Annotated in this window: 22 protein-coding genes; 7 read left to right on the top strand and 15 right to left on the bottom strand. The window is 66.4% G+C overall.

Annotation, left to right across the window (positions count from 1 at the left end):
• Window positions 1-633, bottom strand: a complete 633-nt coding sequence (locus ABOZ73_RS02085; RefSeq protein ID WP_369060312.1) for a PepSY-associated TM helix domain-containing protein — start codon at window positions 631-633, stop codon at window positions 1-3.
• Window positions 634-1,064: 431 nt separating this feature from the next.
• On the opposite strand from ABOZ73_RS02085, the gene ABOZ73_RS02080 reads away from it, so the two are divergent.
• Complete coding sequence (locus tag ABOZ73_RS02080) at window positions 1,065-1,631, top strand: OmpA family protein (RefSeq protein WP_369060310.1); 567 nt, start codon at window positions 1,065-1,067, stop codon at window positions 1,629-1,631.
• Window positions 1,632-1,703: 72 nt separating this feature from the next.
• On the opposite strand, the gene ABOZ73_RS02075 is transcribed toward ABOZ73_RS02080, so the two are convergent.
• The 3 genes from ABOZ73_RS02075 to ABOZ73_RS02065 all read right to left on the bottom strand — a co-directional run bounded on the left by ABOZ73_RS02075 (window position 1,704) and on the right by ABOZ73_RS02065 (window position 3,637).
• Window positions 1,704-1,937 carry a MarR family winged helix-turn-helix transcriptional regulator gene (locus ABOZ73_RS02075; RefSeq protein WP_369060308.1) on the bottom strand — a complete coding sequence of 78 codons (234 nt, stop codon included), beginning with the start codon at window positions 1,935-1,937 and terminating at the stop codon, window positions 1,704-1,706.
• Window positions 1,938-2,267: 330 nt separating this feature from the next.
• Window positions 2,268-2,552 (bottom strand): hypothetical protein, encoded by a 285-nt coding sequence (locus tag ABOZ73_RS02070; protein WP_369060306.1) that lies wholly within the window; start codon window positions 2,550-2,552, stop codon window positions 2,268-2,270.
• A gap of 284 nt (window positions 2,553-2,836) precedes the next feature.
• Entirely contained in the window at window positions 2,837-3,637 is an 801-nt protein-coding gene (locus tag ABOZ73_RS02065; RefSeq protein WP_369060304.1) for a LytR/AlgR family response regulator transcription factor, read from the bottom strand.
• 200 nt (window positions 3,638-3,837) lie between these two features.
• Between ABOZ73_RS02065 and ABOZ73_RS02060 the strand changes: the two genes are divergently transcribed.
• Window positions 3,838-4,938, top strand: a complete 1,101-nt coding sequence (locus ABOZ73_RS02060) for a sensor histidine kinase (RefSeq protein WP_369060303.1) — start codon at window positions 3,838-3,840, stop codon at window positions 4,936-4,938.
• A gap of 187 nt (window positions 4,939-5,125) precedes the next feature.
• On the opposite strand, the gene ABOZ73_RS02055 is transcribed toward ABOZ73_RS02060, so the two are convergent.
• Both ABOZ73_RS02055 and ABOZ73_RS02050 read right to left on the bottom strand, forming a co-directional pair.
• Window positions 5,126-6,973 (bottom strand): phosphoenolpyruvate carboxykinase (GTP), encoded by a 1,848-nt coding sequence (locus tag ABOZ73_RS02055; RefSeq protein ID WP_369060302.1) that lies wholly within the window; start codon window positions 6,971-6,973, stop codon window positions 5,126-5,128.
• A 268-nt stretch (window positions 6,974-7,241) separates the two neighbouring features.
• Entirely contained in the window at window positions 7,242-9,485 is a 2,244-nt protein-coding gene (locus ABOZ73_RS02050) for a glycoside hydrolase family 88 protein (RefSeq protein WP_369060300.1), read from the bottom strand.
• A 176-nt stretch (window positions 9,486-9,661) separates the two neighbouring features.
• On the opposite strand from ABOZ73_RS02050, the gene ABOZ73_RS02045 reads away from it, so the two are divergent.
• Window positions 9,662-11,050 carry a glycoside hydrolase family 28 protein gene (locus tag ABOZ73_RS02045; protein WP_369060298.1) on the top strand — a complete coding sequence of 463 codons (1,389 nt, stop codon included), beginning with the start codon at window positions 9,662-9,664 and terminating at the stop codon, window positions 11,048-11,050.
• A 597-nt stretch (window positions 11,051-11,647) separates the two neighbouring features.
• Here the strand turns inward: ABOZ73_RS02045 and ABOZ73_RS02040 are convergent.
• Window positions 11,648-14,371: a TonB-dependent receptor gene (locus tag ABOZ73_RS02040; protein WP_369060296.1), complete on the bottom strand. Its 2,724-nt coding sequence runs from the start codon at window positions 14,369-14,371 to the stop codon at window positions 11,648-11,650.
• Here ABOZ73_RS02040 and ABOZ73_RS02035 point away from each other — a divergent pair.
• A complete protein-coding gene (locus ABOZ73_RS02035; protein WP_369060294.1) occupies window positions 14,370-14,618 on the top strand; it encodes a hypothetical protein in 249 nt (82 codons plus the stop codon). The two genes, ABOZ73_RS02040 and ABOZ73_RS02035, sit on opposite strands and share 2 nt — an antisense overlap.
• Before the next feature lie 82 nt (window positions 14,619-14,700).
• Here the strand turns inward: ABOZ73_RS02035 and ABOZ73_RS02030 are convergent, their stop codons facing one another.
• The 8 genes from ABOZ73_RS02030 to rhmD are packed head-to-tail and all read right to left on the bottom strand — an operon-like array spanning window position 14,701 to window position 23,518.
• Window positions 14,701-16,146, bottom strand: a complete 1,446-nt coding sequence (locus ABOZ73_RS02030; RefSeq protein ID WP_369060293.1) for an oligogalacturonate lyase family protein — start codon at window positions 16,144-16,146, stop codon at window positions 14,701-14,703.
• A 35-nt stretch (window positions 16,147-16,181) separates the two neighbouring features.
• The gene (locus tag ABOZ73_RS02025) at window positions 16,182-17,801 is read right to left on the bottom strand and encodes a hypothetical protein (RefSeq protein ID WP_369060291.1); all 1,620 of its coding nucleotides are present in this window, start codon (window positions 17,799-17,801) and stop codon (window positions 16,182-16,184) included.
• On the bottom strand, window positions 17,798-18,466 hold the full coding sequence (locus tag ABOZ73_RS02020) for a hypothetical protein (RefSeq protein WP_369060289.1): 669 nt from the start codon (window positions 18,464-18,466) through the stop codon (window positions 17,798-17,800). The genes ABOZ73_RS02025 and ABOZ73_RS02020 overlap by 4 nt, the downstream gene beginning before the upstream one ends.
• The gene (locus ABOZ73_RS02015) at window positions 18,466-19,725 is read right to left on the bottom strand and encodes a sugar MFS transporter (RefSeq protein WP_369060288.1); all 1,260 of its coding nucleotides are present in this window, start codon (window positions 19,723-19,725) and stop codon (window positions 18,466-18,468) included. The genes ABOZ73_RS02020 and ABOZ73_RS02015 overlap by 1 nt, the downstream gene beginning before the upstream one ends.
• 57 nt (window positions 19,726-19,782) lie before the next feature.
• On the bottom strand, window positions 19,783-20,685 hold the full coding sequence (locus ABOZ73_RS02010; protein WP_369060287.1) for an amidohydrolase: 903 nt from the start codon (window positions 20,683-20,685) through the stop codon (window positions 19,783-19,785).
• Window positions 20,686-20,695: 10 nt separating this feature from the next.
• Window positions 20,696-21,412, bottom strand: a complete 717-nt coding sequence (locus ABOZ73_RS02005) for an SDR family NAD(P)-dependent oxidoreductase (protein ID WP_369062600.1) — start codon at window positions 21,410-21,412, stop codon at window positions 20,696-20,698.
• A 29-nt stretch (window positions 21,413-21,441) separates the two neighbouring features.
• Window positions 21,442-22,305, bottom strand: a complete 864-nt coding sequence (locus ABOZ73_RS02000) for a fumarylacetoacetate hydrolase family protein (RefSeq protein ID WP_369060286.1) — start codon at window positions 22,303-22,305, stop codon at window positions 21,442-21,444.
• 19 nt (window positions 22,306-22,324) lie between these two features.
• Window positions 22,325-23,518: an L-rhamnonate dehydratase gene (gene rhmD / locus ABOZ73_RS01995; protein WP_369060284.1), complete on the bottom strand. Its 1,194-nt coding sequence runs from the start codon at window positions 23,516-23,518 to the stop codon at window positions 22,325-22,327.
• 140 nt (window positions 23,519-23,658) lie between these two features.
• Here rhmD and ABOZ73_RS01990 point away from each other — a divergent pair, with 140 nt between their 5' ends.
• Genes ABOZ73_RS01990 through lldD form a run of 3 tightly spaced genes read left to right on the top strand, consistent with a single transcriptional unit; the run spans window position 23,659 to window position 26,391 of the window.
• Window positions 23,659-24,465 carry an IclR family transcriptional regulator gene (locus ABOZ73_RS01990; RefSeq protein WP_369060283.1) on the top strand — a complete coding sequence of 269 codons (807 nt, stop codon included), beginning with the start codon at window positions 23,659-23,661 and terminating at the stop codon, window positions 24,463-24,465.
• A 24-nt stretch (window positions 24,466-24,489) separates the two neighbouring features.
• Window positions 24,490-25,251, top strand: coding sequence for an SDR family NAD(P)-dependent oxidoreductase (locus tag ABOZ73_RS01985; protein WP_369060281.1), 762 nt, complete (start codon window positions 24,490-24,492; stop codon window positions 25,249-25,251).
• 9 nt (window positions 25,252-25,260) lie between these two features.
• A complete protein-coding gene (gene lldD, locus ABOZ73_RS01980) occupies window positions 25,261-26,391 on the top strand; it encodes an FMN-dependent L-lactate dehydrogenase LldD (RefSeq protein ID WP_369060279.1) in 1,131 nt (376 codons plus the stop codon).
• The last annotated feature ends 65 nt before the right edge of the window (window positions 26,392-26,456 follow it).

Here is a 26,456-nt window from a genome sequence, read left to right as displayed (position 1 = left end):
TCAGGAATGAATGAACAGGATGACGAGGAGCAGGGGGATGACGATCCCAAGTCCCACCATCGGCCAGGTGCTGGGCCGCGCCCCGGCGTGCATCTGCAGCAGGCAAAGACCGGTGATGCAGAAGACGAGGCAGGCGACCGCGAAGACGTCGAGGAACCACATCCACGCCGGGCCGGTGTTGCGGCCCTTGTGCAGGTCGTTCAGGTAGCTGACCACGCCGCGCGTGGTCTTCTCATAGGAGATGTCGCCGGTGACCCGGTCGACGCTGATCCAGGCGTCTCCTCCGGGGCGGGCCAGGGCGACATAGACCTCGTCCTCCGACCATTCGCCTTCGCGTCCCGTCACGTCGACCTTCATGGTCTTGCCGATCCACTTGGCGACAGGCGCCTGCAGCGGACCTTTCTCGGCGGGCGCATTGACCGCCAGCGCGGCGATCATGTCGTCCGGCAGCACCGCTTCCTTGACGGTAACCTTCGGCTTGGCCTCGATCAGAGCGGCGTGATTCAGGGTGATGCCCGTGGCCGCGAACAGAATCATGCCGACCAGGCAAATGGCCGAACTGATCCAGTGCCAGTTGTGCAGATGCTTGAGCCAAAAGGAACGGCTTTGGCTGGAGGTCTTGGCTTGGCTCATCGCGAAAGAGGGCTGGTCCTAGGAGCGCCGAGTGACGCGCGGCTTTATGAGAACGATTTGCAATAACAAGCCGAGCCTTGCGCCGCAAGCGATTGGAGCATCTGCGACCTTTTTGAGCTCTTTCAGGGTGAGACCAGCGTGCGCGCCGACATGTAGGTGATAGGGGATAGTCTAAGTTTTCGTCTTGGCGACGAGGTGGTGCGAGAAGAAAATCGCATTATCCAGGGAACACCAAAGACGCTGTGGCGTTCGCGCGAAGTCTCCTCCAAGCGTGACTGTAAATTTGGTCGATATTTGCTGTCTAGGTGCGGCTCTCGCCAACAAGTCGCCACTAAAGCGCCGTTTTGCACTGTCGGGATCGAGATGTTGGAAGCTCGGCCTGTCGCAGTACACGGCCAGCTCCCAAGCTCGAAAACTGGGAGAAGAATTCGATGCAGCTCAAATCGAAGGGCATGATCGCCGTGGCGATGCTTGCCGGCGCTGTCGCGGTCAGCGGTTGCGCCACCAAGAAGTACGTGAACACCCAGGTCGGTCAGGTCGAGACCCGCGTCTCGGCGCATGACGGCCAGATCGCCGAACTCGACCGCACGTCCCGCGAAGCCCTGCAGCGGGCCACCGCCGCCGGCAAGCTGGCGGAAGGCAAGTTCGTCTATTCGATGGTCCTGTCCGACGACAGCGTGAAGTTCCCGGTCGACAAGGCGGCCTTGTCGCCCGAGGCGGAATCCCGTCTGGCAGAGTTCGCTGAAAAGCTTAAGGCTGACAACAAGAACGTCTATCTGGAAATCCAGGGCCACACCGACGCCACGGGCGCCGAGGACTATAACGAGAAGCTGGGCGAAGCCCGTGCTGAAGCCGTCCGCAAGTTCCTGAACAAGAGCGGCGTGCCGCTGAACCGGATGGCCTCGATCTCCTACGGCGCCGAAGCGCCGGTGGCGCCGAACGATAACCGTGAGGGCCGCGCCCAGAACCGCCGCGTCGTTGTGGTGGTGCTCGCCTAGTTTGACGGGAGCCGCGCGTCGTGAGGCGCGGCTCCCCGTATTTTCGCCGCGCCGGAGTTGGTCCGGGGCGGCCTAGTTGTTCGCGGCCAGCCGTTCCAGAACGGGGCAGAGCATTTCCATCTCGCCTGGAGCCAGCGTCTCCTCGATCGTGCGATTGATCGCATCGAGTTCGGCGCGCAGGCGGACGAGGGCGCTGCGTCCTTTGTCGGTGAGATCCAGCGACAGGGTCCGCGGATCGTCGCTGCGCGGCGTGCGGGTGATCAGCTCCGCCGCCAACAGGCGCGACACCATGGTGGTGACCGCCAACTCCTGCTGCTGGCCTTGGCCACCTCGCGCTGAGAAAGCCCCGGGGACCGTTCGATCGCGAACAGGGCCGCGCCCTGCGCGGCGCTGACCCCCGCCGCCGCCATGCCGGCCTCGTCAGCCTGCTTCCGCAGCTGCTGAGCGACGGGAGCTCTGAGCTTGTAAAGCGGGTTCTGGCCGCTGCGGCGTTCGGCACGTTCATCACGCCCCTCACCGCTCAGGCTGAGATCGAGACCTCCTTGCGGGCGGCGGGCTGGTCGGGCACGCGGCTGAACACGCCGGACGAGGATCCCTTCGCCCGCGCCGAGGTCGTACGCGCGGGGCGGTCCGGGCCTAAACCACTTCACGTTCAGTGCGCCGTCGCAGCAGACGTTCGAAGACATCCTGCAGGGCTATGCCGCCGCTGGACTCACCGCGCCCGCGATCCAGGATTTCGGAGATGCGTTGAGCGTCTTTCTGACGGACACCGACGGGCTGAGACTGGAATTGACCTGGTATCGACCAGCGCCTGAGGATGTTCATGCCTAGTGGCGCGCACAGCTGATGGTGATCAGCAGCGATAGCCAGAACAACGCCGACATCCCCAGGAGGAAGATCACGCTTCGCCGCCTGCTCCATCGAAGAGAGCGTCGCCGCATCTCCTGTATGATGGCGGCGGGTTTGTCGTGGACAATCTGCACGTCGATATCCGGAGTTGAGTTGGAAACAAGCGTGGCCGCTTTTGTTCGCTTGCAAACTATCACCTTGGGCCGCCTAAGCCTTCAGCCGCTCCAGGCTGTTGGTCGCTCGATGATCGTCGTTCGTCGAAAATCCGACGCCTCGGCTTCAGATCGCGCTCACCTTCGGGCTCCAGTTGTCCAAGGGATGGGGCCCGACGGATGCACGAACAACAGACGCGCCGGTCAGGCGCGCAGGCCGGCGGTCGTCGCCATCAGGCCGCGGATGGCGCGGAGGTAGGTCTTGCCCACGCGCAGCTCCCGGCCGGAGGTCAGGACCACGCGATAGTCGCCGTAGTTCGGCTTGCGGATCGCCTCGATGCGGTCGGCGCGGATAAGGGCGGAACGGCGGATGCGGACAAAGACATCCGGATCGAGGCGGGATTCCATGGTCGCGAGCGTGCCCCGCAGCATGTAGGAATGTCCACGCGCGTGCAGGCGGACATAGTCGCGTTCCGCCTCGACCCAATCCAACTGATCAACGGGCACCCGGACGAAGTCGCCGCGACGCTGCGCCCAGAACTCCTTCGCGTACTTCTCGTCCGGCTCCGCCTCGGCCTCGTTGCGCCCCCGCAGCCGGGCGACGACCTCGCGCAACTCCGAGGCCCGTTGCTCGGACGTCGCCAGATGCAGGTTGCGGCGGGCGCGGGTGAGGGCGGCGCTGAGGCGGTCGAATTCGACCGGCTTGAGGACATAGTCCACGGCGCTCACCTCGAAGGCGCGGGCCGCGAAGCTTTCGAACGCGGTCACGAAGATGATCAACGGAACTTCGTTGGGAGCCAGGCTGTCCACCAGGTCGAAGCCGCCGAAGCTGGACATCTGGATGTCCAGCAGCACGACATCGGGGCGCAGCTGCCGGATCAGCTCCAGCCCCTCGCGGCCGCTGCGCGCCTTACCGATCAACGACGCATCGGGCATCTGCGAAATCGCAATCTCGAGCCGGCGCAGCGCCAGGGCCTCGTCATCGACCGCGATCACAGAAAGCATATGTCTTCCAAACTGTTGTGTCGGACTCCTCGCCCGACCTTAAGCCTGTGCCTGAAACACTCGTTGAAATCTGACGGCCGTCCCACGCAAGTCCATTCGCGTTCATCGACCAGTTCGTCCGTTCGTCGCAAAACCCACGCCGCCCGGCCATCCAGAGACATCTGTAGCGTCACGAACAGACCAAATCGCGCGACGAAAGCATGACCACGGAAGATTTCGTTGCAAGCGGGGCCGCACGTCGCCGCGACTGGCTCGTTATGCCGGCGCTGGCGATCGGCTACTGGCTGGCGATCGAGGTTTGGGCCAACGCCCTCAACTACCTCAACGGCATGCCCCTGGCTCGTGAGTATTGGCTGGGGGAGATTCCGGTGGTCGCGATCGGCGCGATCCTCAACATCCTCCAGTGGCGCGCGGTGCGATGGGCGTCGCGCGGATCACGATGGCTGCTGTGGGCGACGACGTTCGTGACCGTCGTGGTCTTCGCCATGGCCTATTCCAGCGCCCTCCGGTTCGTCGAACTCTACACGCCGGTCATGATGCCGGAGTTGAAGAAGACCTCTTGGGTGCGGACGGTCTGGGACACGATTTACTTTTCCAGCTGGTTCGTCCTGTGGGTCGCCATTGTCGCGACTTTCGAGTCCGAGCGGGTCGCCCAGCGTCGGGAGCGTCAGCTGGCCAGCGCCCTAATCACAGCGCGCGAGGCTGAGATCCGCGCGCTGCACTACCAGATCAATCCGCACTTTTTGTACAACACGCTGAACGCCATCTCGGCGCTGATCCTCGACCGCCGGAATACTGCGGCTGACCAGATGGTGGTGCGCCTCGCAGCCTTTTTCCGCGGCGCCCTGGCCAAGGACCCGCTGCAGGATGTCCGCCTCGAAGAGGAGGTCGCGCTTCAACGCCTGTATCTCGATATCGAGCGCGTGCGCTTCGAGGCGCTGAAGGTGGAGGTCGATATTCCGGCCGAGCTTCTATCAGCCCAGGTCCCGAGCCTGATCCTGCAGCCGATCATCGAGAACGCCGTCAAGCACGGCGTCAACGACCCCGAGCGCGAAACCCTGATCGCTATCAGCGCGTGGAGCGAGGATGACGTGCTGTTCCTCAAGGTTCAGGATGACGGCCCTTCCGCCGACGGCGTGGTCCGAGAAGGAACGGGAATGGAGAATATCCGCCGACGGCTGGCCGCGCGCTTTGGCCGGCATGGCCGCGTGGACGTCAAGGTTGAGCCCGGCGTCGGCTTCGTAGCGACCTTGGTCCTGCCGCTTTGCGTCCATCCAAAGCGGACAGTGGTGGAGAAGTAGCCAGGGTCGCGCATTTCCCCCGACATTAGTCGCGCAATTTTCTTCGTCGGTCGCAGGGGCGTGGCGCCCATGGAGGACCTGGGCGACGGATGGGATCAAGGGCTTCGACGGAGAGTACACCCGCTCCCCGGTCGGGGAAATGGAAGGGCGGCTCCCCTAAGCCGCCCTTCCAACCTCGATCAGGCTGTCAGGCGTCTTCCAGAGCGCGGGTCTGGCCGGCCTTGGCCAGGCGTGCGTTCAGGGCGTCCAGCTGGCCCCACAGGGCGCTGGGCAGGCGCTCGCCGAACTTCTCGTAGGCCGGCGGGATCAGGGCGGCTTCCGCCTGCCAGATCGTCGGGTCGACGGTCAGCAGCAGGTCGAGTTGCGCCTGGGTCAGGTCGAGACCGGACAGCTCCAGGTCCTTCTGGGCGGGCAGGCGGCCGATGGGCGTATCGACGGCGTCGGCCTGGCCCTCCAGGCGGTCGACGATCCACTTCAGCACGCGGCTGTTCTCGCCATAGCCCGGCCAGACGAACTTGCCGTTCTCGTCCTTGCGGAACCAGTTGACGAAGTAGATGCGCGGCAGCTTGGCCGGATCGGCCGAGGCCCCGACCTTCAGCCAATGGCTGAAGTAATCCCCCATGTTGTAGCCGCAGAACGGCAGCATTGCGAAGGGATCGCGGCGCAGTTCGCCGATGCTGTTCTCCGCCGCCGCCGTGCCTTCCGACGCGACGTTGGAGGCCAGGAACACGCCATGCTCCCAGTCGAAGGCCTCGGTCACCAGGGGCACCGCCGAGGCGCGGCGGCCGCCGAACAGAATGGCCGAGATCGGCACCCCCTTGGGGTCTTCCCACTCGCTGGCGATCACCGGGCACTGGCCGGCGGGCACGGCGAAGCGGGCGTTCGGATGCGCGGCGGGCTCGCCCGATTGCGGCGTCCAGGCGCGGCCCTTCCAGTCGGTCAGGCCTTCCGGCGGGGCGGCGGTCAGGCCTTCCCACCAGACGTCGCCGTCCGAGGTGAGGGCGACATTGGTGTAGATGCAGTTGGCGTGCAGCGTATCGACCGCGTTGCGGTTGGTGTGCACGCCCGTGCCCGGGGCGACGCCGAAGAAGCCGGCCTCCGGATTGATGGCGTACAGCCGGCCGTCGTCGCCGAAGCGCATCCAGCAGATGTCGTCGCCCACGGTCTCGGCCTTCCAGCCGTCCAGGGTCGGCTGCAGCATGGCCATGTTGGTCTTGCCGCAGGCGCTGGGGAAGGCGGCGGCCACGTAGCGGACCTGGTTCTGAGGCGAGGTCAGCTTGAGGATCAGCATGTGCTCGGCCAGCCACCCTTCATCGCGGGCCATGACCGAGGCGATGCGCAGGGCGTAGCACTTCTTTCCGAGCAGGGCGTTGCCGCCGTAGCCGGAGCCGTAGGACCAGATCTCGCGGCTTTCGGGGAAGTGGACGATGTACTTCTCGTCGTTGCAGGGCCACGGCACGTCGGCCTGGCCTTCGGCCAGCGGCGCGCCCAAGGTGTGCACGGCGGGGACGAAGAAGCCGTCGTCGCCCATGGCGTCCAGGGCGGCCTTGCCCATGCGGGTCATCACCCGCATCGAGGCGGCGACATAGGCGCTGTCGGTGATCTCGACGCCCAAGGCGCTGATCGGCGAGCCGACCGGGCCCATGGAGAAGGGGACCACGTACATGGTGCGCCCGCGCATGCAGCCGTCGAACAGGCCGTTCAGCGTCTCGCGCATCTCGGCAGGGTCGTGCCAATTGTTGGTCGGGCCGGCGTCGGCCTGGTCCTGCGAGCAGATAAAGGTCCGGCTCTCGACCCGGGCGACGTCGCGGGGATCGGAGGCGGCGTAGAAGGAATTCGGCCGCAGGTCGGGGTTCAGGCGCTTCAGCGTGCCCAGCGCGACCAGTTCGTCGGTCAGCGCGGTCCACTCGGCTTCGGAGCCGTCGCACCAGTGGATCGCCTTCGGCTTGGTCAGCGCGGCGACGTCCTGCACCCACGCCAAAAGGCGTGCGTGTTTAGTCGGAGGCGTGTTCGCCTCCAGCCCATGTGTCTGCATAAAACTTCCTGCGTCTCATTGGGCAGGACTAACGCCCGCCTTGGGTGCCAACATAGCGACCTAAGCCGGGGCGAAAACCATGACAGCGCTGTCTTGGTAAAAAGTCGCGGACTTTCAGTATGTTTGCAGTGCAGCGAAGATGGTCAAAGCCGCCGTTACGGCCCGAATCTTCGGAGATTTCGCTTGTTCGGCGAATGTTTCGCCCTGAAGCCGGAGTGGGGAGCCCACGTCCAGCTTCAGGGCGCACAGGCCGTCCGGAAGCGGCGCCTTACGGCTTGAAGGCCAGGCGCTGCTCGCCGACGAAGGTCTCCCACTCGGCGCGGCTGCGATAGTCGAGGCCGCGATCCCAGCTGGAGCCCATGTAGTAGGTGAACGGCTTGCCGGGGGTGACGCGGACCAGGATCAGGTAGTTGTCGGCGTCCTCGGTGAAGCCCTCGACCGTGGCCGGGTCGACCAGGATGGCGATGCCCAGGCTGCCGTGCTCGGGATTGTTCGGCTCCCAGAACATCAGGCGGCCGCCCTTGGCGTCCTTGGTCACGAAGCCCGCGCCGGCGTCGTTGCGGCGCTTGGAGATGCCGATGGCCACGACCAGCGGGTCCTTGGTGTCGGAGCTAAGCGTCGAGGTCATGCGCGTGAAGCTGGAGCCCAGCGGCAGCGAGAAGTCGCGCGTCTCCCAGACCTTGCGGGTCACGTCCACTGGCCAGGGGCGGTAGTCGACGCTGAACTTGGCCTCGTCGCCGCCGGTCTTGTCGATGCGGTACTTTGAGAAGTTGCGGCTGGTCCACAGCTTGTTGTCGTACCAGACGCCCAGGCCGCCGGCGCCGCGGCCGCGGCCGACGTCGTAGAAGTCCAGGCCCTCGCCACGGTCGATGTGGTAGTTCGGGAACTTCAGCTGACGGTCCATGTAGGGGTAGCGCACGCGCTTGGCCCACACGTCGATGCCGGAGCCCGACGGGGACTCGCGCGCTTCCAGCGCCGGGCCGTAGATGCGGTGCGCGACCTTGTCGTTCTCCCACAGCAGGTCGTCCAGGCGATCCGGCGCGAAGCGCACGACGGCGCGCGGCGCCTGCTGGTCGGCCGGCGGCGGGGTCAGGCGCTCGATGGTCGAGGGACGCTTCAGCACGGCCGGGTCATAGGCGAGCGCGGCGGTGGCCTTCATCTCGGCTTCGCGGCGACGCTTCTCTTCCTCACCGACGACGGTGACCGGCGCCGGCGGGGTCGGGGTGGTGGCGGCGATGACCTGCGGCGTGTCGCGGGCGGGCTCGGCTTCCGGCAGGCTCTGGACCGGGCCGTGCAGGTCCATGACCTCAAGGCCGGCGAGGATGTAGGTCCCCGTGGCGTAGAGGCCGGTCTCGTCCGGCTTGGTGGAGACGGGCTGGTCGCCGGTCTTCTGCGCGGCGCCGACCAGGCCGTTGGGCAGGACGGTGCGGTTCAGAGCGGCCCAGCCCTTCTGCACGTGCGGCAGGTAGGTCTTGCGATCCAGCAGGCCGTGATTGATGCCCCAGGCCAGGGTGTAGACGAAGAACACCGAACCCGACGTCTCCGCTTCCGGATGCGCCTTGGGATCCAGCAGGCTGGCGCGCCACAGGCCGTCGTCCTGCTGCAGGGTGGCGACGCGGGCGGCCATCTTCTGGAAGATGTCCACGTAGTAGGCGCGGTCCGGATAATCGGCCGGCATGGATTCCAGCCAGCGGGCCAGGCCGCCCATCACCCAGCCGTTGGCGCGGGCCCAATAGATCGGCTGGCCATTGGCGCTGCGGCGGTCCTTGAACCGCTCGTCGCGCAGGAAGAGGCCTTCTTCCGGAACCCACAGGCGGGCGGCGGTGCGGCGCCATTCCTTGTCGGCGGCGGCCAGATACTTGGGATCGCCGGTGATGGCCGACATCCGCGCCAGGACCGGGGGCGCCATGTAGAGCGCGTCGGCCCACCACCAGACCAGGGCCGGCGTCTCGGCCGAGCGGTTCAGGTGCGGGACTTGCCAGTCCAGCCGCTGGCGCAGGGGCATCAGCACGCCTTCCTGGCCGCGGCGGGAATAGAGCTCCTCGTAGAGGTCGCCGATGGTGATGTCGTCGGCGTTCAACATGGTCGGGCCCGAGCGGGCGCCGCGGACGCTGTAGTTGTAGTGCTCGGCCACGGCGGTCAGGAAGCGCAGGGTCTCCGGATCATCCGACACCCGCGCCAGGCGCGCCGCGCCCACATAGAAGGTCGCCGCCACCCAGTTGGACGACATCTGGGTCAGGTTGCTGCCGGTCGACAGGGCGATCGGCTCCTTGGACATGGCGGCGATCTGCGAGGAAGCCACGTATTCGATCGCGGCCAGGGTCTCGGCGCGGGAGGGCAGGCGCGAGGCGTCCACGTTCAGGGCCGGGCGCGGGCGGGCCTTCAGCCACTCCGATTCCACGCCGGGCGGCAGGGCGCCGGCGGTCGTCTGCGCGAGGACCGGGCTGGACAGCAGCGCAGTCGTGGTCAGGGCGAGAGACAGGCCGAGGCCGGCGCGGCGGGGCAGGGACATGTGTTCTTCCTCCGGCGACGCTTGGGGAGGGGCCGCCTTGGCCTTGACCATATCGTCCGCTATCGTGAGACGAAAGAACAGAATGTGGGAAACGCTCAAGGCGCTTGAACCGGCTGTGATCGGCCGGCGGCGCGGGTCGGCGTTTCATCGTTTTCCTGAGTACCGAAAGGCAGCCGATGCACCGTCGATCTCTCCTCCAACTGGGCCTGAGCGGAGCCCTGGCTTCGGCGGCGCCGGCCCTGGCCCAGACCGGCGGCCGCACCTTCCTGGCGTCCGACTTCGGCGCGGTGGGCGACGGACGGACCATCGACACGCGTGCGATCCAGGCGGCCATCGACGCCGCCGCGACCCAGGGCGGCGGGACCGTGCTGCTGAAGCCGGGCGTCTATCTGACCGGGTCGCTGTTCGTGAAGTCGGCGGTCACCCTGGTGATCGGGCGCGGGGCGACCGTGCGCGGCCTGACCGACGTGTCGGCCTATCCGATGATCCGCACCCGCGTGGCCGGGGTGGAGATGGACTGGCCGGCGGCCCTGCTGAACGTCTATCGCCAGCGCGGCGCCAAGATCACCGGCGAAGGCGTCGTCGATGGCGACGGCAAGGCGTTCTGGGACAGCTACTACGCCATGCGCCGGGACTATGACCCGCGCGGTCTGCGCTGGGCCGCGGACTATGACTGCCGCCGCCCGCGCCTGATCCACGTCTATGACTCCGACAACGTGGAGGTCTCGGGCCTCAACCTGACGCGCGCCGGGTTCTGGACGGTCCACGTCTGCTACTCACGCGACGTGAAGGTCTCGGACCTGATCATCCGCAACAACATCGGGGGCAGGGGGCCGTCCACCGACGGCATCGACATCGACTCTTCCGAGCGCGTGCTGGTCGAGCGTTGCGACCTGTCGGTCAATGACGACGCCCTGTGCATCAAGGCTGGGCGCGACTGGGACGGCCTGCGCGTGGCGCGGCCCTGCCGTCAGGTGAAGATCAAGGACTGCGTGGTCCGCGACGCCCTGGCCGGCATGACCTTCGGCAGCGAGACCTCCGGCGGATTCGAGGACATCGAGGTGTCCGGCCTGCGCATCGAATACCCGACGCCGCTGGGCATCTTCTTCAAGTCCGGCCACACGCGGGGCGGGGTGATCTCCAACATCCGCCTGCACGACATCTTCATGCAGGACGTCGCCACGGTCCTGCGGGTGAACCTGAACTGGTACCCGAACTACAGCTATGCGAAGATCCCCAAGGGGATCGCGCAGATCCCCGATCACTGGCGCGCCCTGGCGACGCCGGTTCCCCGCGAGCAAGGCCTGCCACGGATCCGCAACGTCCATCTGTCCAAGGTCAAGGCGGTCGGCGCCAAGATCGGCTTCGAGGCCGCCGCCTATCCCGAGGCGCCGCTGAAGGACTTCACCTTCGAGGGGCTGGACTGGGACGTGCGTGAGTCCGGCACGATCGCCAACGCCGAGAACTGGCGCTTCAACGACTGCCGCATCGACAGCCTCGACGGCAAGGCGCCCAAGGTCGCCGATTCCAAGAACATCGTCGGTCTGCGCGGTCGCCTGGGGTAGCCGTCTATCCCCTCGCCCCCTCTGGGGGAGAGGGTAAGGGTGAGGGGGCGCTGAGCTTCAAGGGGCAAGGCGCTGCAAGCGGAATCGCCGCAGGCCCCTCACCCAACCCTCTCCCCACGAGTGGGGAGAGGGGAAGACTTATCCGCTCCTCCCACACCTCCCGTAATCTCTCCCTGTCTCCGCTGCACGGAAGGGCGCTCGGCCAGCGCCGGTCGTGGCGGGGATGCGGTCGAGCGGGAAGCGCGTCGGCGGGCGAGCCTCATTGGCCCTGTCGAAGTCGCAGGCGTGGAACCCCGGCGTCCACGCATTCCGGGACCTTCTCGCTGGAGAAGGCCCGCCCGTCAGGGCCTCTGCTCGGAGATTTGTAAGTCCTCTGAGGAGCCCCCAGACACGGTCGCGCGGAGCGGAACGACCTGCGTCGAACCTGGCACTCCAAAGTCCCTTCGCCTGACGCAGGTCAGGCCGCTCCGCCGCCCTTCCAACTTCACGGGATTTCCCGCGGGGCGCCTTCGCACGCCTCCTCGATCAGCAAAGAAAAAGGCCCGGAGCAGATGCTGCTCCGGGCCGAGTAGAAACGCGGAAGTTCAGGGGGAAGGATCAGTACTTCCAGCGCATTCCCAGCATGACCTCGCGGCCAAAGTGGCGGTAGTTCGACACCCGGTTCGTCTCGTCGACGTAGCGGTCGTTGTAAGCGTCGGTAAGGTTCAGGGCCTCGATCGACGCCGTCAGGTTGTCGGTGATCTGGTAGGACGCCGAGGCGTCCAGGTTGAACGTGCTGCGCACGCCTTCCTCGCTGTTGTTGTTGCCGCCCGGATAGGCCAGCAGATACTGGCTGCGGTAGGCGCCCGAGACGCGGGCCTGCATCGGGCCCTTCTCGTAGTACAGCGTGGTGTTGAAGGCGTACTTCGACTGGCCCGTCAGGCGGTTCTTGCCATAGGCGCCGTAGTCGACCTCGGAGTCGACATAGGTGAAGTTGCCGATGAAGCCGAAGTCCTTGCCGATGCCCGGCAGGAAGGTGAAGGGCTGCTGATACTGCAGCTCGATGCCGTGCAGCGAACCGCCGGCGCCGTTGACCTTGCGGGTGACTTCGAAGTCTTCATCCGGCGAGGCCGGGGTGCCGACCAGAAGGCTGTCCGGCAGACCCAGGCTGCGCCACGGCACCATTTCGGTGACGGTGGTGATGAAGCTGTCGATATCCTTGTAGAACACCGCGGCGGCCAGCAGGCCTTCGCTCTGGAAGTACCATTCCACCGACAGGTCGAAGTTGGTGGCGCGGAACGGGTTGAGCATCGGGTTGCCGTAGGACACGCGACGCGTCGGGGTCGACAGGCTGCCGCCCGGCGTCAGGTCGCCAAGGGCCGGACGCGACATCACCTTGGCCGCGCCGAGGCGGACGACCAGGTCGTCACGCGGTTCGATAGCCAGGTTGAACGACGGCAGAATGTCGTCGTACTTGTTTTTGACGGTGACGTAGTTGGTGTCCAGGAAGCCCGAGGAGTCGATGTCGGTGCGGGCGTAGCGGACGCCGACATTGCCGCGGACGGTCATGTCCGCGAACGTGGTGTTGAAGTCCGCCTGGGCGAACAGGCCCTTGTCGGTCTCTTCCACTTCACGGATGCCGTTGTAGGTCGGCACCAGCGGAGCGTTGAACTGGCCGACGACGCCGTTCAGCTTCTGGATGTCAGGAACGATGAAGCTCAGGTTCGAGCCGTTCGGGATGTCCAGGCCGCCGTCGATGCTGACGACCTTGCCGACATTGCCCACGCCGACGATACGGTCGGCGCCCGACAGGACGGAAACCGCCTGCTGCATGCCGAATGTGTCGAAGCCGTAGGTGCGGTATTCGCCGCCGGCCTTGAAGGTGACGGCGGGGGTCAGGTCGTACTCGAGCGCGCCGGCCGCGACCTGGTTCTCGAAGTTCGCGCCGCCGGTGCTGCGGCGCCATTCGGTCAGGGTGAAGCGGTCACCCTTCGAGACGTCGAAGCCGTAGTTGATCATCGGCAGACGGTCGTCGCCGCGGAAGTCGTAGGTGAAGCCGTTCTGGTTGTTCGCGTCGAACATGTAGGCGACGTTGAACGGGGTGCGGGCTTCGGACTTGTTGGCGCCGACCTTCAGGCGGCCGCGCAGGCGGTCGCTGAACTCGTGCTTCACGTTCAGGGAGCCTTGGTAGAAGTTGCTCTCGTCGCGGGTGAAGCCGTTCTCCGAGCGGATGTCGACCATGTCGAACACGCCGTAGGAGAGGATGTTCTTGGAGGCGTCGATGGCGTAGTCGCGGACGATGGTCTCGCGGACGCCGCCGGCGGCGCGGCTGAAGCTGATGGCCTCGATGTTCGGGCTCTCGGCTTCCTGGTTGAAGCGCGACCACAGGAAGTCGACGGCGACTTCGGTGCGCTCGGTCGGGCGCCACTGGATCGAGCTGGTCACGCCCAGGCGGTCTTCATCGAAGGTGCCGAAGGTGTAACGCGGGATGCGCGGATAGTAGGCGCGGAGCACGTCGCTGCGTTGAGCGGCGGTGGTGCAGGGGATGCAGTTGGCGAAGTTGTTGCCGGCGCCGTAGGCGGCCGACGGATCGCCGGATTGCCAGCGCGTGGTGTTGAAGCTCTCGCTGATCGGCGAACGCTCCGAGTAGGCCACCGAGATCAGGGCGCCGAAGGTGCGATCTTCGTTGGCCCAGCTCAGCAGGCCGGCCAGACGCGGGACGGTCTTTTCGGACAGATCGTTGTACGAGCCCTGCACCGACAGGGCCGAGGTCAGGCCGCTGCGGTTGTAGTCCAGCGGACGGGCGGTCTGCAGATCGACGGTCGCGCCCAGCGAGCCTTCTTCGATCTCCGACGACTGCGTCTTGCGGACGGTGATGCTGTTGAACAGCTCCGAGGCGAACATCGAGAAGTCGAAGCCGCGGCTGCGGTTGCTGCCGTAGGCGGCCTGGGCTTCCAGACCGTTGATGCGGGTACGGGTGAAGTCGGCGCCGAGGCCGCGGACCGAGATCGTACGGCCCTGGCCGCCTTCGCGGTCGATAGTGACGCCCGGCAGGCGCTGGATCGACTCGGCGAGGTTCAGGTCCGGGAAGTCGGCGATGTCTTCGGCCAGGATGGTGTCAACCGCGCCGGCTTCTTCGCGCTTGATGTTCAGCGCTTGCTGCAGGCTGGAGCGGAAGCCGGTGACGATGATGTCTTCGACTTCGGTCACGCCGTCATCGCCGGTCTGGGCGGTCGCGACGGGCGCGCCGGCGTCAGATTGCGCGAACGCCGGCGCGGCCATGAGCGCGAGGACCGACACGCTGGCGGCGCACAGAATCCGATTGTGGGTGGAGCGACGCATGAAATTCTTTCTCCCCTTCCCGATGCAGAAAATGGCACCGGTGTCATTTTTTGATACGTTGTCGCGTATGTTCAAACGCACTTGCGTTCCACTTCTTGCAACAGCTTCTCGATTTTTGCAATACGCCTGCATAGGCGTTACCAAACCGTGTGCGGTGAGCGCATGGAAACGTCGCATTCCGCAGGGTGAACCAGGGCGGAAAGCTTTGAAATATCAAGGCCGACGCTCTCGCCTCGATCTTGGCTAAGCTGTACGAGACGGCGTCTCGAAATTCGAAACGTTGATATCCGAGCACGAGGTCCGCCCTCGGCGGACCCCGGCAGGAACGATCAGGCGGTCCGCGCCACCTCGGCCACATAGACGTGATTGGCGCCGTGCATGTTGGAAACGAAGACGATCCACTTGCCGTCGGGCGTGAAGGTCAGGTTCGGCTCCAGCCGGTAGTCGTGGTTGGACATGTCGACCAGCGGCTCGGAGCGCATGTATTGAACGTCGATCAGTTCGGCCTTGTCGCTGCTGGGGTCGGCGTCGACCACGGCTTCCGGCCGCAGCAGCTTAAGCCACTTGGCGTCCTGGGCGTGGGCGACCATATCGGCGTCGCCGCCGTCGCCCGCGAATAGGGTCCCGTCAGGCGAGACATTGTAGTGCACCGACCAGTCGTTCTGCTCGACCCGGCGATAAATTCGCTTGCCGGTCTCCAGACCGACCGAAGCCACCCAGAACACCTGACCGCGCGGCGTCTGCAGGTCGTAGAGCACCTGCTTGCCGTCGGGGCTGAACCATTCGTGACCGAAGATCTCGAAGTTCATCGTCCGTTCGTGGGTCTTGCGCAGACCCGTACCGTCGGCGCGGATGGCCCACATGCGGTCGACGCGGTGCCACGGGCCCTCGTGGCAGAAGATGATCTGCTGCGGGTCAGTGGGCGAGAACTGGGTGTGGCCGATCCATTCATTGGTCTTGTGGATGACGCGGCGCTGGCCGGTCTTCACGTCGATGACGAAGATCTCCATCGGATAGCGCGCCGCCCATCGCTGCAGCATCCGCACGCCCTTGGCGCGGGCGAAGTTCAGCGGCTTGCCGTCCGGACCGTTGGCCGCATATTCGGCCTGGTCGAAGCGCTGGTTGCGAGGATCGCCGGTGCGGGGCTGCAGCGGTTGCGCGCCGTATTCGGCGAAACCAAGAAGCAGCGTCTCATCGGCGTTCACGGAATTGATGCGGCCGTTGGCGAGCTTGCAGATCGTTCGCGTCTTGCCGCTATCGACGTCGATGGCGTGGATGGTCCGGCCTTGTTCGGTCGTCTGGCCGTCCACGGGATCGTTGATCGAGTAGTAAACGGTCCGGGTCCGCCGACCGGTGAACATCAGATCCGCCTTGGGATTGATCACCAGCGGCTTCACGGCCCAGGTGCGAAGGTCCACCGTCGAGATCCCCTCGGGCGACGAGATGACCATCAGGTCGCCGCCCGGCAGGAACATGTTCTTGTAGAAGTACGGCTTGCCGCCGCCAGCGTCGGGCGAGACGCGACGGATGCGGTGGCCGGTCTTGGCGTCGATCCATTCGCGCGGCACGGGACCGGACCAGGCCGGCTTGGATGGCAGCGGCGTCTCCTGGGTGGAGGGCGGCGCGGTGTTCGGCGCGGGCCAGCGCGCCTCGCCGCCAGCGGCGGGCGAGGGCGCGGCGGCCTGGGCCTGGACGGCGGGGGCGGCGGCGAGGGCGGCGCCCGCGGCGGGAGCGGCCAACAGGGCCTTGAGCGCGTCGCGTCGGGAGGTCGTCATCGGGCGGTCCTTTCAATCGTACTCAGTCGCGCGGACTAGGGCGCGGGCGTCAGGCCTTCGACGCGCACGGTCCAGCCGGTCTTGGGGAAGCCGGGGGCGTGGCCGGTCGAACCGTCCCAGCCGCCGGCCATCAGACCCACCGCCATCAGCAGCGAGCCGTTGGACGGGAAATAGGTCTCGGCCGCGCGGCGATAGCCGGCGCCATCCGGATTGGTCGCCATCTTCACACCGCCGGCGCCGGCGGAGACCGGCACCAGGTCGTCGGCGTGCTCGTCCAGGTGGACGCGCGGGGTCATGCCGGTGACGCCCCACTGGTTGTTCTTCAGGTCAGCGAACAGCCAGTCGACGGCCTTGTCCGGCTGCCCCAGACGGGCGGCGGTCATGGCCATCATCGGGAAGTCCCAGCCCCAGGTCTGGCGCACGTCCCAGTTGGCTTCCACGGCGGCGAAGGTGCGCGCCATGGCCGCACGGTCGATGCGCTCGCCCGGGATGAAGCCGTAGGCCATCAGGAAAGAGGGGTGGTCGCGGTTCTTGCACTGCGCCGCCGAGGCATGGTTGCGGCAGGCGTCCGACATGGCCGTGGTCCAGAAGTCCGGCACATTTTCCACCGGCAGGTAGAGGCCGGCCTTGGTCGCCGGCGGGGCGATATTGGCGAGCGCCGCGTCCCAATCTGCGCGGCGCGCCTGACCCTGACGTTCGCGCCAGGCCTGGGCGGTCTGCAGGGCCCAGCGGAAGTACTCGACTTCAAACGTCGGGTTCACCGTGGTCAGCGGGTCGTAGTTCTCCTGCGCCGGGATCAGGGGCGGGCCCAGGTTCAGGCGGCCGTTCTGCTCCAGCGGCCAGGAGGCCAGCAGGTCGGCTGTGGATTCCACCACCTCGCCATAGCGCTTCAGCACGGCGGGGTTCTTTTCCGCGCGCCAGACCAGCTCGGCCATCAGGATGGGATGCGGCTGCTGCCACATGATGAAGGGGGAGACGAGGCTGGGGCTGTTGCGGCCCTCCGGCCCGGCCATCTTCGGCCACCAGGCGCCCTTCACTCCGTGCCGCGCGGCTTCGGCGCGGGCGTTTGGCAGGTTGGAGACGTACCAAGGCAGGCTGCGCTCCAGCAGGTCGGCATGGCCCCACATGGCCTGCCAGCCGGAATGCCAGGGGTGCATCTCCAAATGGAACTTGCCGTACCAGCTGTTGGAGAACAGGCCCTCTTCCTGCGGCGGCAGTTCGCCGGCGCCGTTCACGGCCGACAAGTACTGGGACAGCACGACGCGGCGTTCCAGCTCCTTGGCCCGGGGATCGGTGCTGCCCGAGAAGTCGACCGCGCCGCCCTTGCTCCAGAAGTCGTTCCAGCGCGCCGCGACCGCCTTCGCGCCGTCGGCGTAGGCCGGCGAGGCGGGTGCGGTCTCGGCCTGATCGAAGCGGACCATGACGGTGAGGCGCTGACCGCTGGCGACCGCGACCTGGAAGCCGGCGTCGCCCGCCGGCTTCACGCGACCGTTGGCGGTGATGGTCGAGAAGTAGGTCGTCTCGTCGATCTTGCGGCGAAGGCGGATCTCGCCGGGCTTGGCCGACAGGACGTCAAGGCTCTGGGCGTCCTGCTTGTCGAAGCTGGTCGGGTCCGGATTGATCGCCGGGTTCACGCCGGGATAGCGCACCTTCACGCCCAGGCCGCGCTTGGCGACGAGGGGGAGGCGACCTCCACCATCACCATGTCGAGCGTCGGGTGGACGCGGGTGGTCACCTGCACCGGCTGACCGTCATAGGTGAAGCGGCTGTTCAGGGCGCCGGTCCACAGGTCCAGTTCCTGGCGCGCGCCGGCGACCTTGGCGAAGTCCAGCGCCTGGCCGTCGGCGAAGACCAGTCCGATACGACCCAGCGAAATGCGATGCGGATTGGCCCGCAGCCAGGTGAAGGCGGGATTGGTCTCCGCGTCGTTCCACGACTTCATCCAGGCATAGGGCTGCTCGCCCCGCCCGGCGACCGGCACGTTCACCAGGCCGCTCTGCTCGGTGTAGCCCTTGGGATTGGGGAAGCTGTGCCAGGCCCACTGGGCCATGGTCAGCAGGGGAGCCAGTTCGGAGTATTGCTCCGGGAAGGTCTGCAGGCCGGTAATGTCGGCGGTGAAGCCGATATCGCCGTTGCCCAGCATGATCGGCGCGTGGCGATCGACGGCGGTGAGGACCGGATTGTGCCGCGAGACGAGGGCCTTGCGGTCGATCTTCGCCGCCGGAGCGACAGCGGCCGCGTGGGCTGAACCGGCCTGAGCCATGACGGCGGCGGGCGCGACGAGCAGGGTGAAGGCGGCCAGGGCGATCCTCAAACGCATCAGATCGCCTCCTTGCGGCCCAGGCCCGCGCCTTTCCATCCGTACCAGGCGACGACCATGAAGCAGACGGCCGGCATCAGGAACGCAACGTTGGCGCCATAGAGGTCGGCGACCTTGCCCATGGGCCAGGGCAGCAGCACGCCGCCGCCGATGGCCATGACCATCAGGGACGAGGCCTTCTTGGTTGCGGCGCCCAGGCCCGTGGTGCCCAGGGCGAAGATCGTCGCGAACATGGTCGACATGAAGAAGAACACCGCGATCAGGGCGATGGGCGAGACCTTGTCGATGCCGGCGGCGACGATGAGGGTCAGGATCACATTGATGATCCCGTAGGCGGTCAGCAGGACGCGCGGCTGGATGCGCAGCAGCAGGGCCGTGGCGGCGAAGCGGCCGACCAGATAGCCGATGGCGGCGAGCGACAGCAGGAAGGCGCCTTGTTGCGAGCTCAGCCCTTGCCAGTTGTGGGTCGCCAGATTGATGAAGTAGGCGCCGATGCCGACCTGCGCGCCCACATAAAGGGCCTGAGTGATAACGCCGGCGATGAAGTGCGGCTGCTGGGACAGGGGGCGGACGGAGCCGTCGCCGGCGCCTTCGCCATGGTCGGCAAGGCCGGTCTCCGGCAGGCGAGCGCGCCACACCGCCAGGGCGAAGATGACGACTGCGGCGGCGATCAGGCCGTAGACGATCTGGATCGAACGGGTCGCGCCGCCCAGGGCCTCGGTGGTGGTCGGGCTGAAGAACACCGCGCCGCCGATCAGCGGGCCGAAGAACACGCCCAGGGCGTTGAACGACTGCGCCAGGTTCAGGCGCTGCGGCGCCTTGGCCGGATCGCCCAGCACGTTGACGTAGGTGTCGGCCGAGGTCTCCAGAACGCACAGGCCAGCGGCCAGAACGAACATGGAGCCGACGAAGGGCGCGAACTGGCCCATGCCGGCGGCGGGGATGAACAGCAGGGCGCCGATGGCCGTGACGATCAGGCCGGTGACGATGCCGAACTTGTAGCCGCGCGCATGCAGCAGCATGCCGGCCGGGATCGACAGCAGCAGATAGGCGCCGAAATAGGCGATCTGCAGCCAGGCGCTGTCGGCCTGGCTGATGCTCAGGGTCTCCTGGAAGTGCTTGTTCAGTACGTCCAACAAGCCATAGGCGAGCCCCCAGATCAGGAAGCAGGCGATGGCGAAGGCGAGGGGACCCTTGAGGTTGCCCGCGGGCTTGGCGAGGCCGCCCTTGGTGTGCGCGGCGTCGGTCTCGATGACCATGTGCAGTCTCCTGGAGTCCTCTGGCCTGGCCGTCTTCTTGCGGCGTCGGCGGATGAATCAGATGCGATAGATCCTCTCCGCGTTCGCCGCGAAGAGGTTGTCACGTTCCGTGTGGCCGAAATCGGCGGTGATGGCGTGGAAGGCGGCGTAGAAGGCGTCGAAGCCGCCGTGAACCTTCTCGACCGGGAAGTCGCTGGCGAACATCGCCCGGTCGGTCCCGAAGATGTCGATGCATTCCAGGACGATCGGGCGGATGGACTCCACCGTCCAGGCGCGGTCGGTGATGCCCAGGCCCGAGATCTTGATCGACACCTGCGGATGGGCGGCCAGGGCGCGCAGACCGTCGCGCCACAGCTTCATGCCGGCTTCGTCGCGATCCGTCGGCAAGCCGGCGTGATTGATGATCAGCGGGATGTCCGGATCGCGCGTCGCCAGGGCGGCGGCCTTGGCCATCTGCGAGGGATACAGCTGCAGGTCGAAGGACAGCTTGTGCTTGGCCAGCAGGGCGAAGCCGGCCTCCCAGGCCGGGTCGTCCAGCAGGTCGCGGTCGTTGTAGGTCTTCAGCGGATCGGCGTGCCAGCAGATGATCTGGCGGACGCCGCGCACATTGGCGCGCTGGGCGTGGGCCTCCAGCAGGGCGTCGAGGTCCGGGTCGAGCATGTCGGCCCCGGCGACGATTCCGATCGGATAGCCCTGCTGGTCGGCGATGGCCTGGAGCCAGTCGGTTTCGCCCAGCTGCAGGCCGCGCGGCATGCCGGCCTCGACGTGGACGATCTTCTCGACTCGCCAGGGACCGACATCCGTCAGGTAGTCTTTGAGCAGGTAGTCGCGATGCGCGATGGAGGACATGTCCCCCGCCGGATTGTTCGGCAGGGGATCATCCTGCAGCCACCCATAACGCGCGCGCGACAGGTCCCAGAGGTGGACGTGCGGGTCGACGATGCGCGGTTCGCGGTCCACCAGCCGGTTCCTAGTAGGTCGTCCGTCCGCCCGACGTATCGAAGGTCGAGGCGGTCGTGAAGCTGCATTCCTCGGACGCCATGAAGCAGACCATGGCGGCGCTTTCGTGGACTTCGCCCAGGCGGCCCATGGGGATCTTCGAGCGCATGTAGTCGACCTGGCTTTGCGGCAGCTGTTCCAGAATCGGGCTCTCGAAGGTGGCCGGCGTCAGGCTGTTGGCGATGACGCCCTTGCCTGCGAGCTCCTTGCCCAGCGACTTGGTCAGCCCGATGACACCCGCCTTCGACGCCGAATAGGCGCTGGCGTTGGGATTGCCTTCCTTGCCCGCGACCGACGCCACGTTGACGATGCGGCCATAGCCGTTGGCCAGCATGAAGGGCGTCACTTCACGGCAGCAGTAGAAGACGCCGTTCAGGTTGATGTCGATGACGCGCTGCCAGCTGTCGATCGGGAAGTCCTGAACCGGAACGGTGGCGCCGGTGATGCCGGCCGAGGCGACCAGGATGTCGATGCGGCCCAGGGCTTCGTTCAATTCCTTGGCGGCCGCGGCGACGGCGGCCGGATCGGCGACGTCGAGAGCGACGACGTGCTTGGCGCCGATCTCTTCAGCGGCCTTGGCCAGGGCGTCGGCGTTCAGGTCCCACAGGCAGACCTGGCCGCCCTCGGCGATGATGCGCGCGGCCGAGGCCTTGCCCAGGCCCGAAGCGCCGCCGGTGACGACGGCCATACGGCCGGTGAAACGTCCTTGGTACACACTCACGCGCGGGCTTCCTTCGACCAGGCGACGACGTCTTGGCGCTGTTGGCCGAGCTTTTCGATGCCGAGCGTCATGACGTCGCCGGCCTTCAGGTAGAACGGCTCCGGCTTCTGGCCGAGGCCCACGCCGGGAGGCGTGCCCGTGGTGATCAGGTCGCCCGGCTCCAGGGTCATGAACTGGCTGACGTAGGAGACGATCTCGGCGACGCCGAAGATCATCGTCTTGGTGTTGCCGGTCTGCATGCGCTTGCCGTTCAGGTCGAGCCACATGTCCAGCTGCTGGACGTCGCCGACTTCATCGGTGGTGACGATCCATGGGCCGACCGGGCCGAAGGTGTCGCAACCCTTGCCCTTGTCCCAGGTGCCGCCGCGCTCGGTCTGGAAGGCGCGTTCCGACACGTCATTGATCAGCACGTAGCCGGCGACATGGTCGAGGGCGTCGGCCAGCTCGACGTAGGAGGCGGGCTTGCCGATCACGATGCCCAATTCGACTTCCCAGTCGGTCTTCAGCGAACCGCGCGGGATGGTCACCGGATCGTTCGGGCCGGTCAGGCAGGAAATGGCCTTGGTGAAGACCACCGGCTCTTCCGGGATAGGCAGGTTCAATTCGGCGGCGTGATCGGCGAAGTTCAGGCCGATGGCGATGAACTTGCGGCTGCCGTTCACCGGCACGCCGTAGCGGGGCTCGCCCTCGACGACGGGCAGGGTGGTCGGATCGATCGCCTTCAGCTTGGCGAGCTCTTCGCCATACAGCTGGGCGGGCGTGATGTCGGCCACGTGGGCGGACAGGTCGCGGATGCGGCCTTCCGCATCCAGCAGGCCCGGCTTTTCCTGGCCCTTGGGGCCGTAACGCAGGAGCTTCATTCGAGAGTGAGCCTTTTGGTTATCGCGCGTAGGGGCGATGGAGGGCGATGTCGCGGTTCAGCTCGACGCCGAAGCCGGGGGTGTCGGGCACTTTCAGGCGGCCGTTCACCGGAACGGGCTCGCCGATCAGCTGCGGATGGAACATCGGCACGACCTCGTCGGCCTTGGGCGCCATCATCAGGAATTCGGCGAACGGGCTGTTATGGCGCGTCACGACGAAGTGGTAGCTGTAGACCGACGAGCCGTGGGGGATCATCAGCACGCCCTTGGCGTCGGCCATGGCGGAGATCTTGATCAGCTCGGTGACGCCGCCGCACCAACCCACGTCGGGCTGGATGATGTCGCAGCACTCCATCTCCAGCAGCATGCGGAAGCCCCAGCGGGTGGCTTCGTGCTCGCCGGTGGTGACCAGCATGCCGTCGGGAGCGTTCTTCTTCAGCGCCTGGTAGCCCCAGTAGTCGTCGGGACTGAGGCATTCCTCGATCCACTTCAGCCCGTACTTGTGGGCGGCGTGAGCCAGCTTGGTGGCGTAGTTCAGGTCCAGCGCCATCCAGCAGTCGAACATCAGCCAGAAGTCGTCGCCGCATGCGTTTCGCATGGCTTCGAGTTCGGCCAGGTTCTTCTTCAGGCCTTCCTCACCCTCGGCCGGGCCGTGGTGCAGGGGCATCTTGCCCCCGATGAAGCCGAGCTCCTTGGCTTTGTCGGGACGCGCGCCGGTGGCGTAGAACTGCAGCTCGTCGCGCACAGCACCGCCGAGCATGGCGAACACCGGCTCCTGGCGCAGACGGCCCAGCAGGTCCCACAGGGCGAGGTCGACGCCGGAGATGGCGTTCACCACCAAGCCCTTGCGGCCGTAGTACTGGGTCGAGAAGTACATCTGGTCCCAGATCTTCTCGACTTCGGTCGGGTCACGACCTTCGAGGAAGCGGGCTAGGTGCTTTTCGACAATGTAGGCGGCCGGCTCGCCGCCGGTGGTCACCGCGAATCCGACGACGCCGTTCTCGGCCTCGATCTCCACCACCAGCGTGCCCAGCACATTGATGCCGAAGCTGCGGCGGCTCTGGCGGTACTCGGGATACTTCGCCATCGGCGTGGCGATGTGATCGTCGATCCAGTGGCCGTCGCCCTGGTCGTGATAGTCGGCGCCGCCGCCCTTGCCATCGTTCTTCACGACGTAGGCGCGGACGTGCTTGATCTTCGGAAGCCGGCTCATTGAGTGATGATCCTCATATGGCAATTTTCTCCCATATATCGGGATAGCACTGGCATTCCTCCGAGCGGCGGGCCAAAGTCCCTATCCGATAACGCGGTGACTTGCGCGTTTTGCTATATTCTGAGAATGAGGCTTACGAAATGGGACGGACGGCGTCAATCAAGTCCACGCAGGTCGAAGCGGATGAGGAAGTCGGCGCGAAGGCGTCGGGCAGCCAGACCCTGCTGCGTGGCCTGGACGTCATTGACGCGCTGATCGACGGCCCCATGCCCCTGGCCGAGCTTTCCGAGAAACTGGAGCTGACGCGCAGCACCACGCACCGCCTGGCGTCGGCCCTGGTGGATCGCCGCCTGCTGTCGTTCCGCCCGCGCGAAGGCTACAGCCTCGGTCCCAAGCTCCTGGAGCTTGGTCACGCCGCCAGCCAGCAGATGCACCTGCCGCGTCTGGCGCGTCCGTGGCTGGAGCAGCTTTCGGCCTCCACCGAAGACACCGTCCATCTCGGCGTCCTCGACGGCCGTCACGCTCTATATCTGGACAAGGTTCCCGGACGTCGCCGCGTCAACATCGGCTCGCGCCTGGGCGAGCGCCATCCCATCGCCTCGACGGGCCTGGGCAAGGCGCTGATCCTGGACAAGTCCGAGTCCGAGTGGGGCGAATTCTATGGCCCCGAAGGCCAGCCCGGTGATTCCGCCTCCCGCGCCGTGTGGCTGGAGCGCATGCGCGGCTACGCCCAGAAGGGCTACGCCTTCGATCTTGAAGAGAACGAAGACCAGATCCGCTGCGTCGCCGCGCCGATCCGCTCGGTGGACGGCAAGATCGTCGCCGCCATCAGCCTGTCCTCGGCCGCGCAGTACATGTCCGACGCCCGTATGGCCGAGCTGACCAAGGTCGTCACCGACACGGCCAGCGCCATCAGCGCTGAAATGGGCTGGGCGCCCAAGTCTTAAAGTTCAACGAAATCCGGAGTCCGCATGCTGCTTGAGAACAAGGTCGTCCTGGTCACGGGCGCATCGCGGGGTATCGGCCGGGCCACGGCGATCGAGGCGGCCCGTCAGGGCGCGAACGTCGCGATCAACACCTATCGCGACGACGCCGTCGCCGCCGAGGTGGTGGCCGAAATCGAAGCCCTTGGCCGCAAGGCGATCGTGTTCGACGCCGACGTCGCCCTGCCGGAAAGCGCCACGGGTTTCGTGGACAAGGCGGTCGAGGCGTTCGGCCGCGTGGACGTCTTCGTCTCCAACGCCGGCATCTGCCCGTTCCACGCCTTCCTCGACATGCCGGTCGAGACCCTGCGCCGGACGATGGAGGTCAATCTCCACGGGGCCTACTTCATGACCCAGGCCGCGGCTAACCAGATGGTCAAGCAGGGGGAGGGCGGCGCCATCGTGGCGATCAGCTCGATCTCCGCCCTGGTCGGCGGCGAGATGCAGACCCACTACACCCCGACCAAGGCCGGCGTGCACAGCCTGATGCAGTCCTGCGCCGTGGCGCTGGGCAAGCACGGCATCCGCTGCAATTCGGTGCTGCCGGGGACCATCGCCACCGACATCAACAAGGACGACCTCGCCGATCCGACGAAGCGCGAATACATGGAAGGCCGCATTCCGCTGGGCCGCCTGGGCCGTCCGGAAGACATCGCCAGCGTCGTCGCCTTCCTGGCCTCGGACATGGCCGGCTACATGTCGGGCGCGGCGTTGCTGGTCGACGGCGGCGCCTTCGCCAACTTCCAGTAGGGCGGCTCCGTGATCATCTCTTCGCCTGACGACTACCGCGAAGCCGCGCGGCGCAAGCTGCCGCCGTTCCTGTTCCACTACATCGACGGCGGCGCCTATGCCGAGCAGACGCTGAAGCGGAACGTCGAGGACTTCCGCGCCGTCGCCCTGCGTCAGCGCGTGCTGCAGGACATGAGCGCGCTCAGCGTCGAGACGAAGCTGTTCGACGAGACCCTGCGTCTGCCGGTGATCCTGGCGCCCGTCGGCCTGACCGGCATGTACGCTCGCCGGGGCGAGGTGCAGGCGGCCAAGGCGGCGGCCTCGCGTGGCGTGCCCTTCACCCTGTCCACTGTCTCGGTCTGTCCGATCGAGGAGGTGGCCCCGGCCATCGATCGGCCGATGTGGTTTCAACTCTATGTCCTGCGCGATCGGGGCTTCATGAAGAGCGCGCTGGAGCGGGCCAAGGCGGCGGGCGTGAAGACCCTGGTCTTCACGGTCGACATGCCGGTGCCCGGCGCGCGCTATCGCGACGCCCATTCGGGCATGAGCGGTCCGAACGCCTCGCTGCGCCGTCTATGGCAGGCCGCGACCCATCCGGCATGGGCCTGGGATGTGGGGCTGAACGGCACGCCGCATGATCTGGGCAACGTCTCCCGCTATCTGGGCAAGGCGACGGGCCTGGCGGACTACATCGGTTGGCTGGGCGCGAACTTCGATCCCTCGATCTCCTGGCGCGACCTGCAGTGGATCCGCAACTCCTGGGACGGCCCGATGATCATCAAGGGGGTGCTTGACCCCAAGGATGCGCGTGACGCGGTGGCCTTCGGCGCCGACGGCATCGTGGTCTCCAACCACGGCGGCCGGCAGCTGGACGGCGTGCTGTCGTCGGTCCGCGCCCTGCCGCCCATCGCCGAGGCGGTGAAGGGCGACATCCGCATCCTGCTGGACTCCGGGGTGCGCAACGGCTTGGACGTGGTGCGGGCCATCGCGCTTGGCGCCGACGCGGTGATGATCGGCCGTCCCTTCGTCTACGCCTTGGCTGCGGGCGGGCAGGCGGCTGTCGCCAACCTTCTCGACCTGATGGAGAAGGAGATGCGGGTGGCCATGACGCTCACCGGCGCCAAGTCCATCGCCGATCTTGGCCCGCACATCGCCGTTTGATCTCGTAACCGCTATCGCGCCGCTTAGAACCTGACTAGCTTCCCGGCCCAACAGTTTGTGGCTTG

Origin of the sequence: Caulobacter sp. 73W (assembly GCF_041021955.1) — a bacterium.
Lineage (GTDB): Bacteria > Pseudomonadota > Alphaproteobacteria > Caulobacterales > Caulobacteraceae > Caulobacter.
The sequence above is the reverse complement of the archived record's forward strand: the minus strand, read 5'-3'. Positions and strand labels throughout refer to the sequence as shown.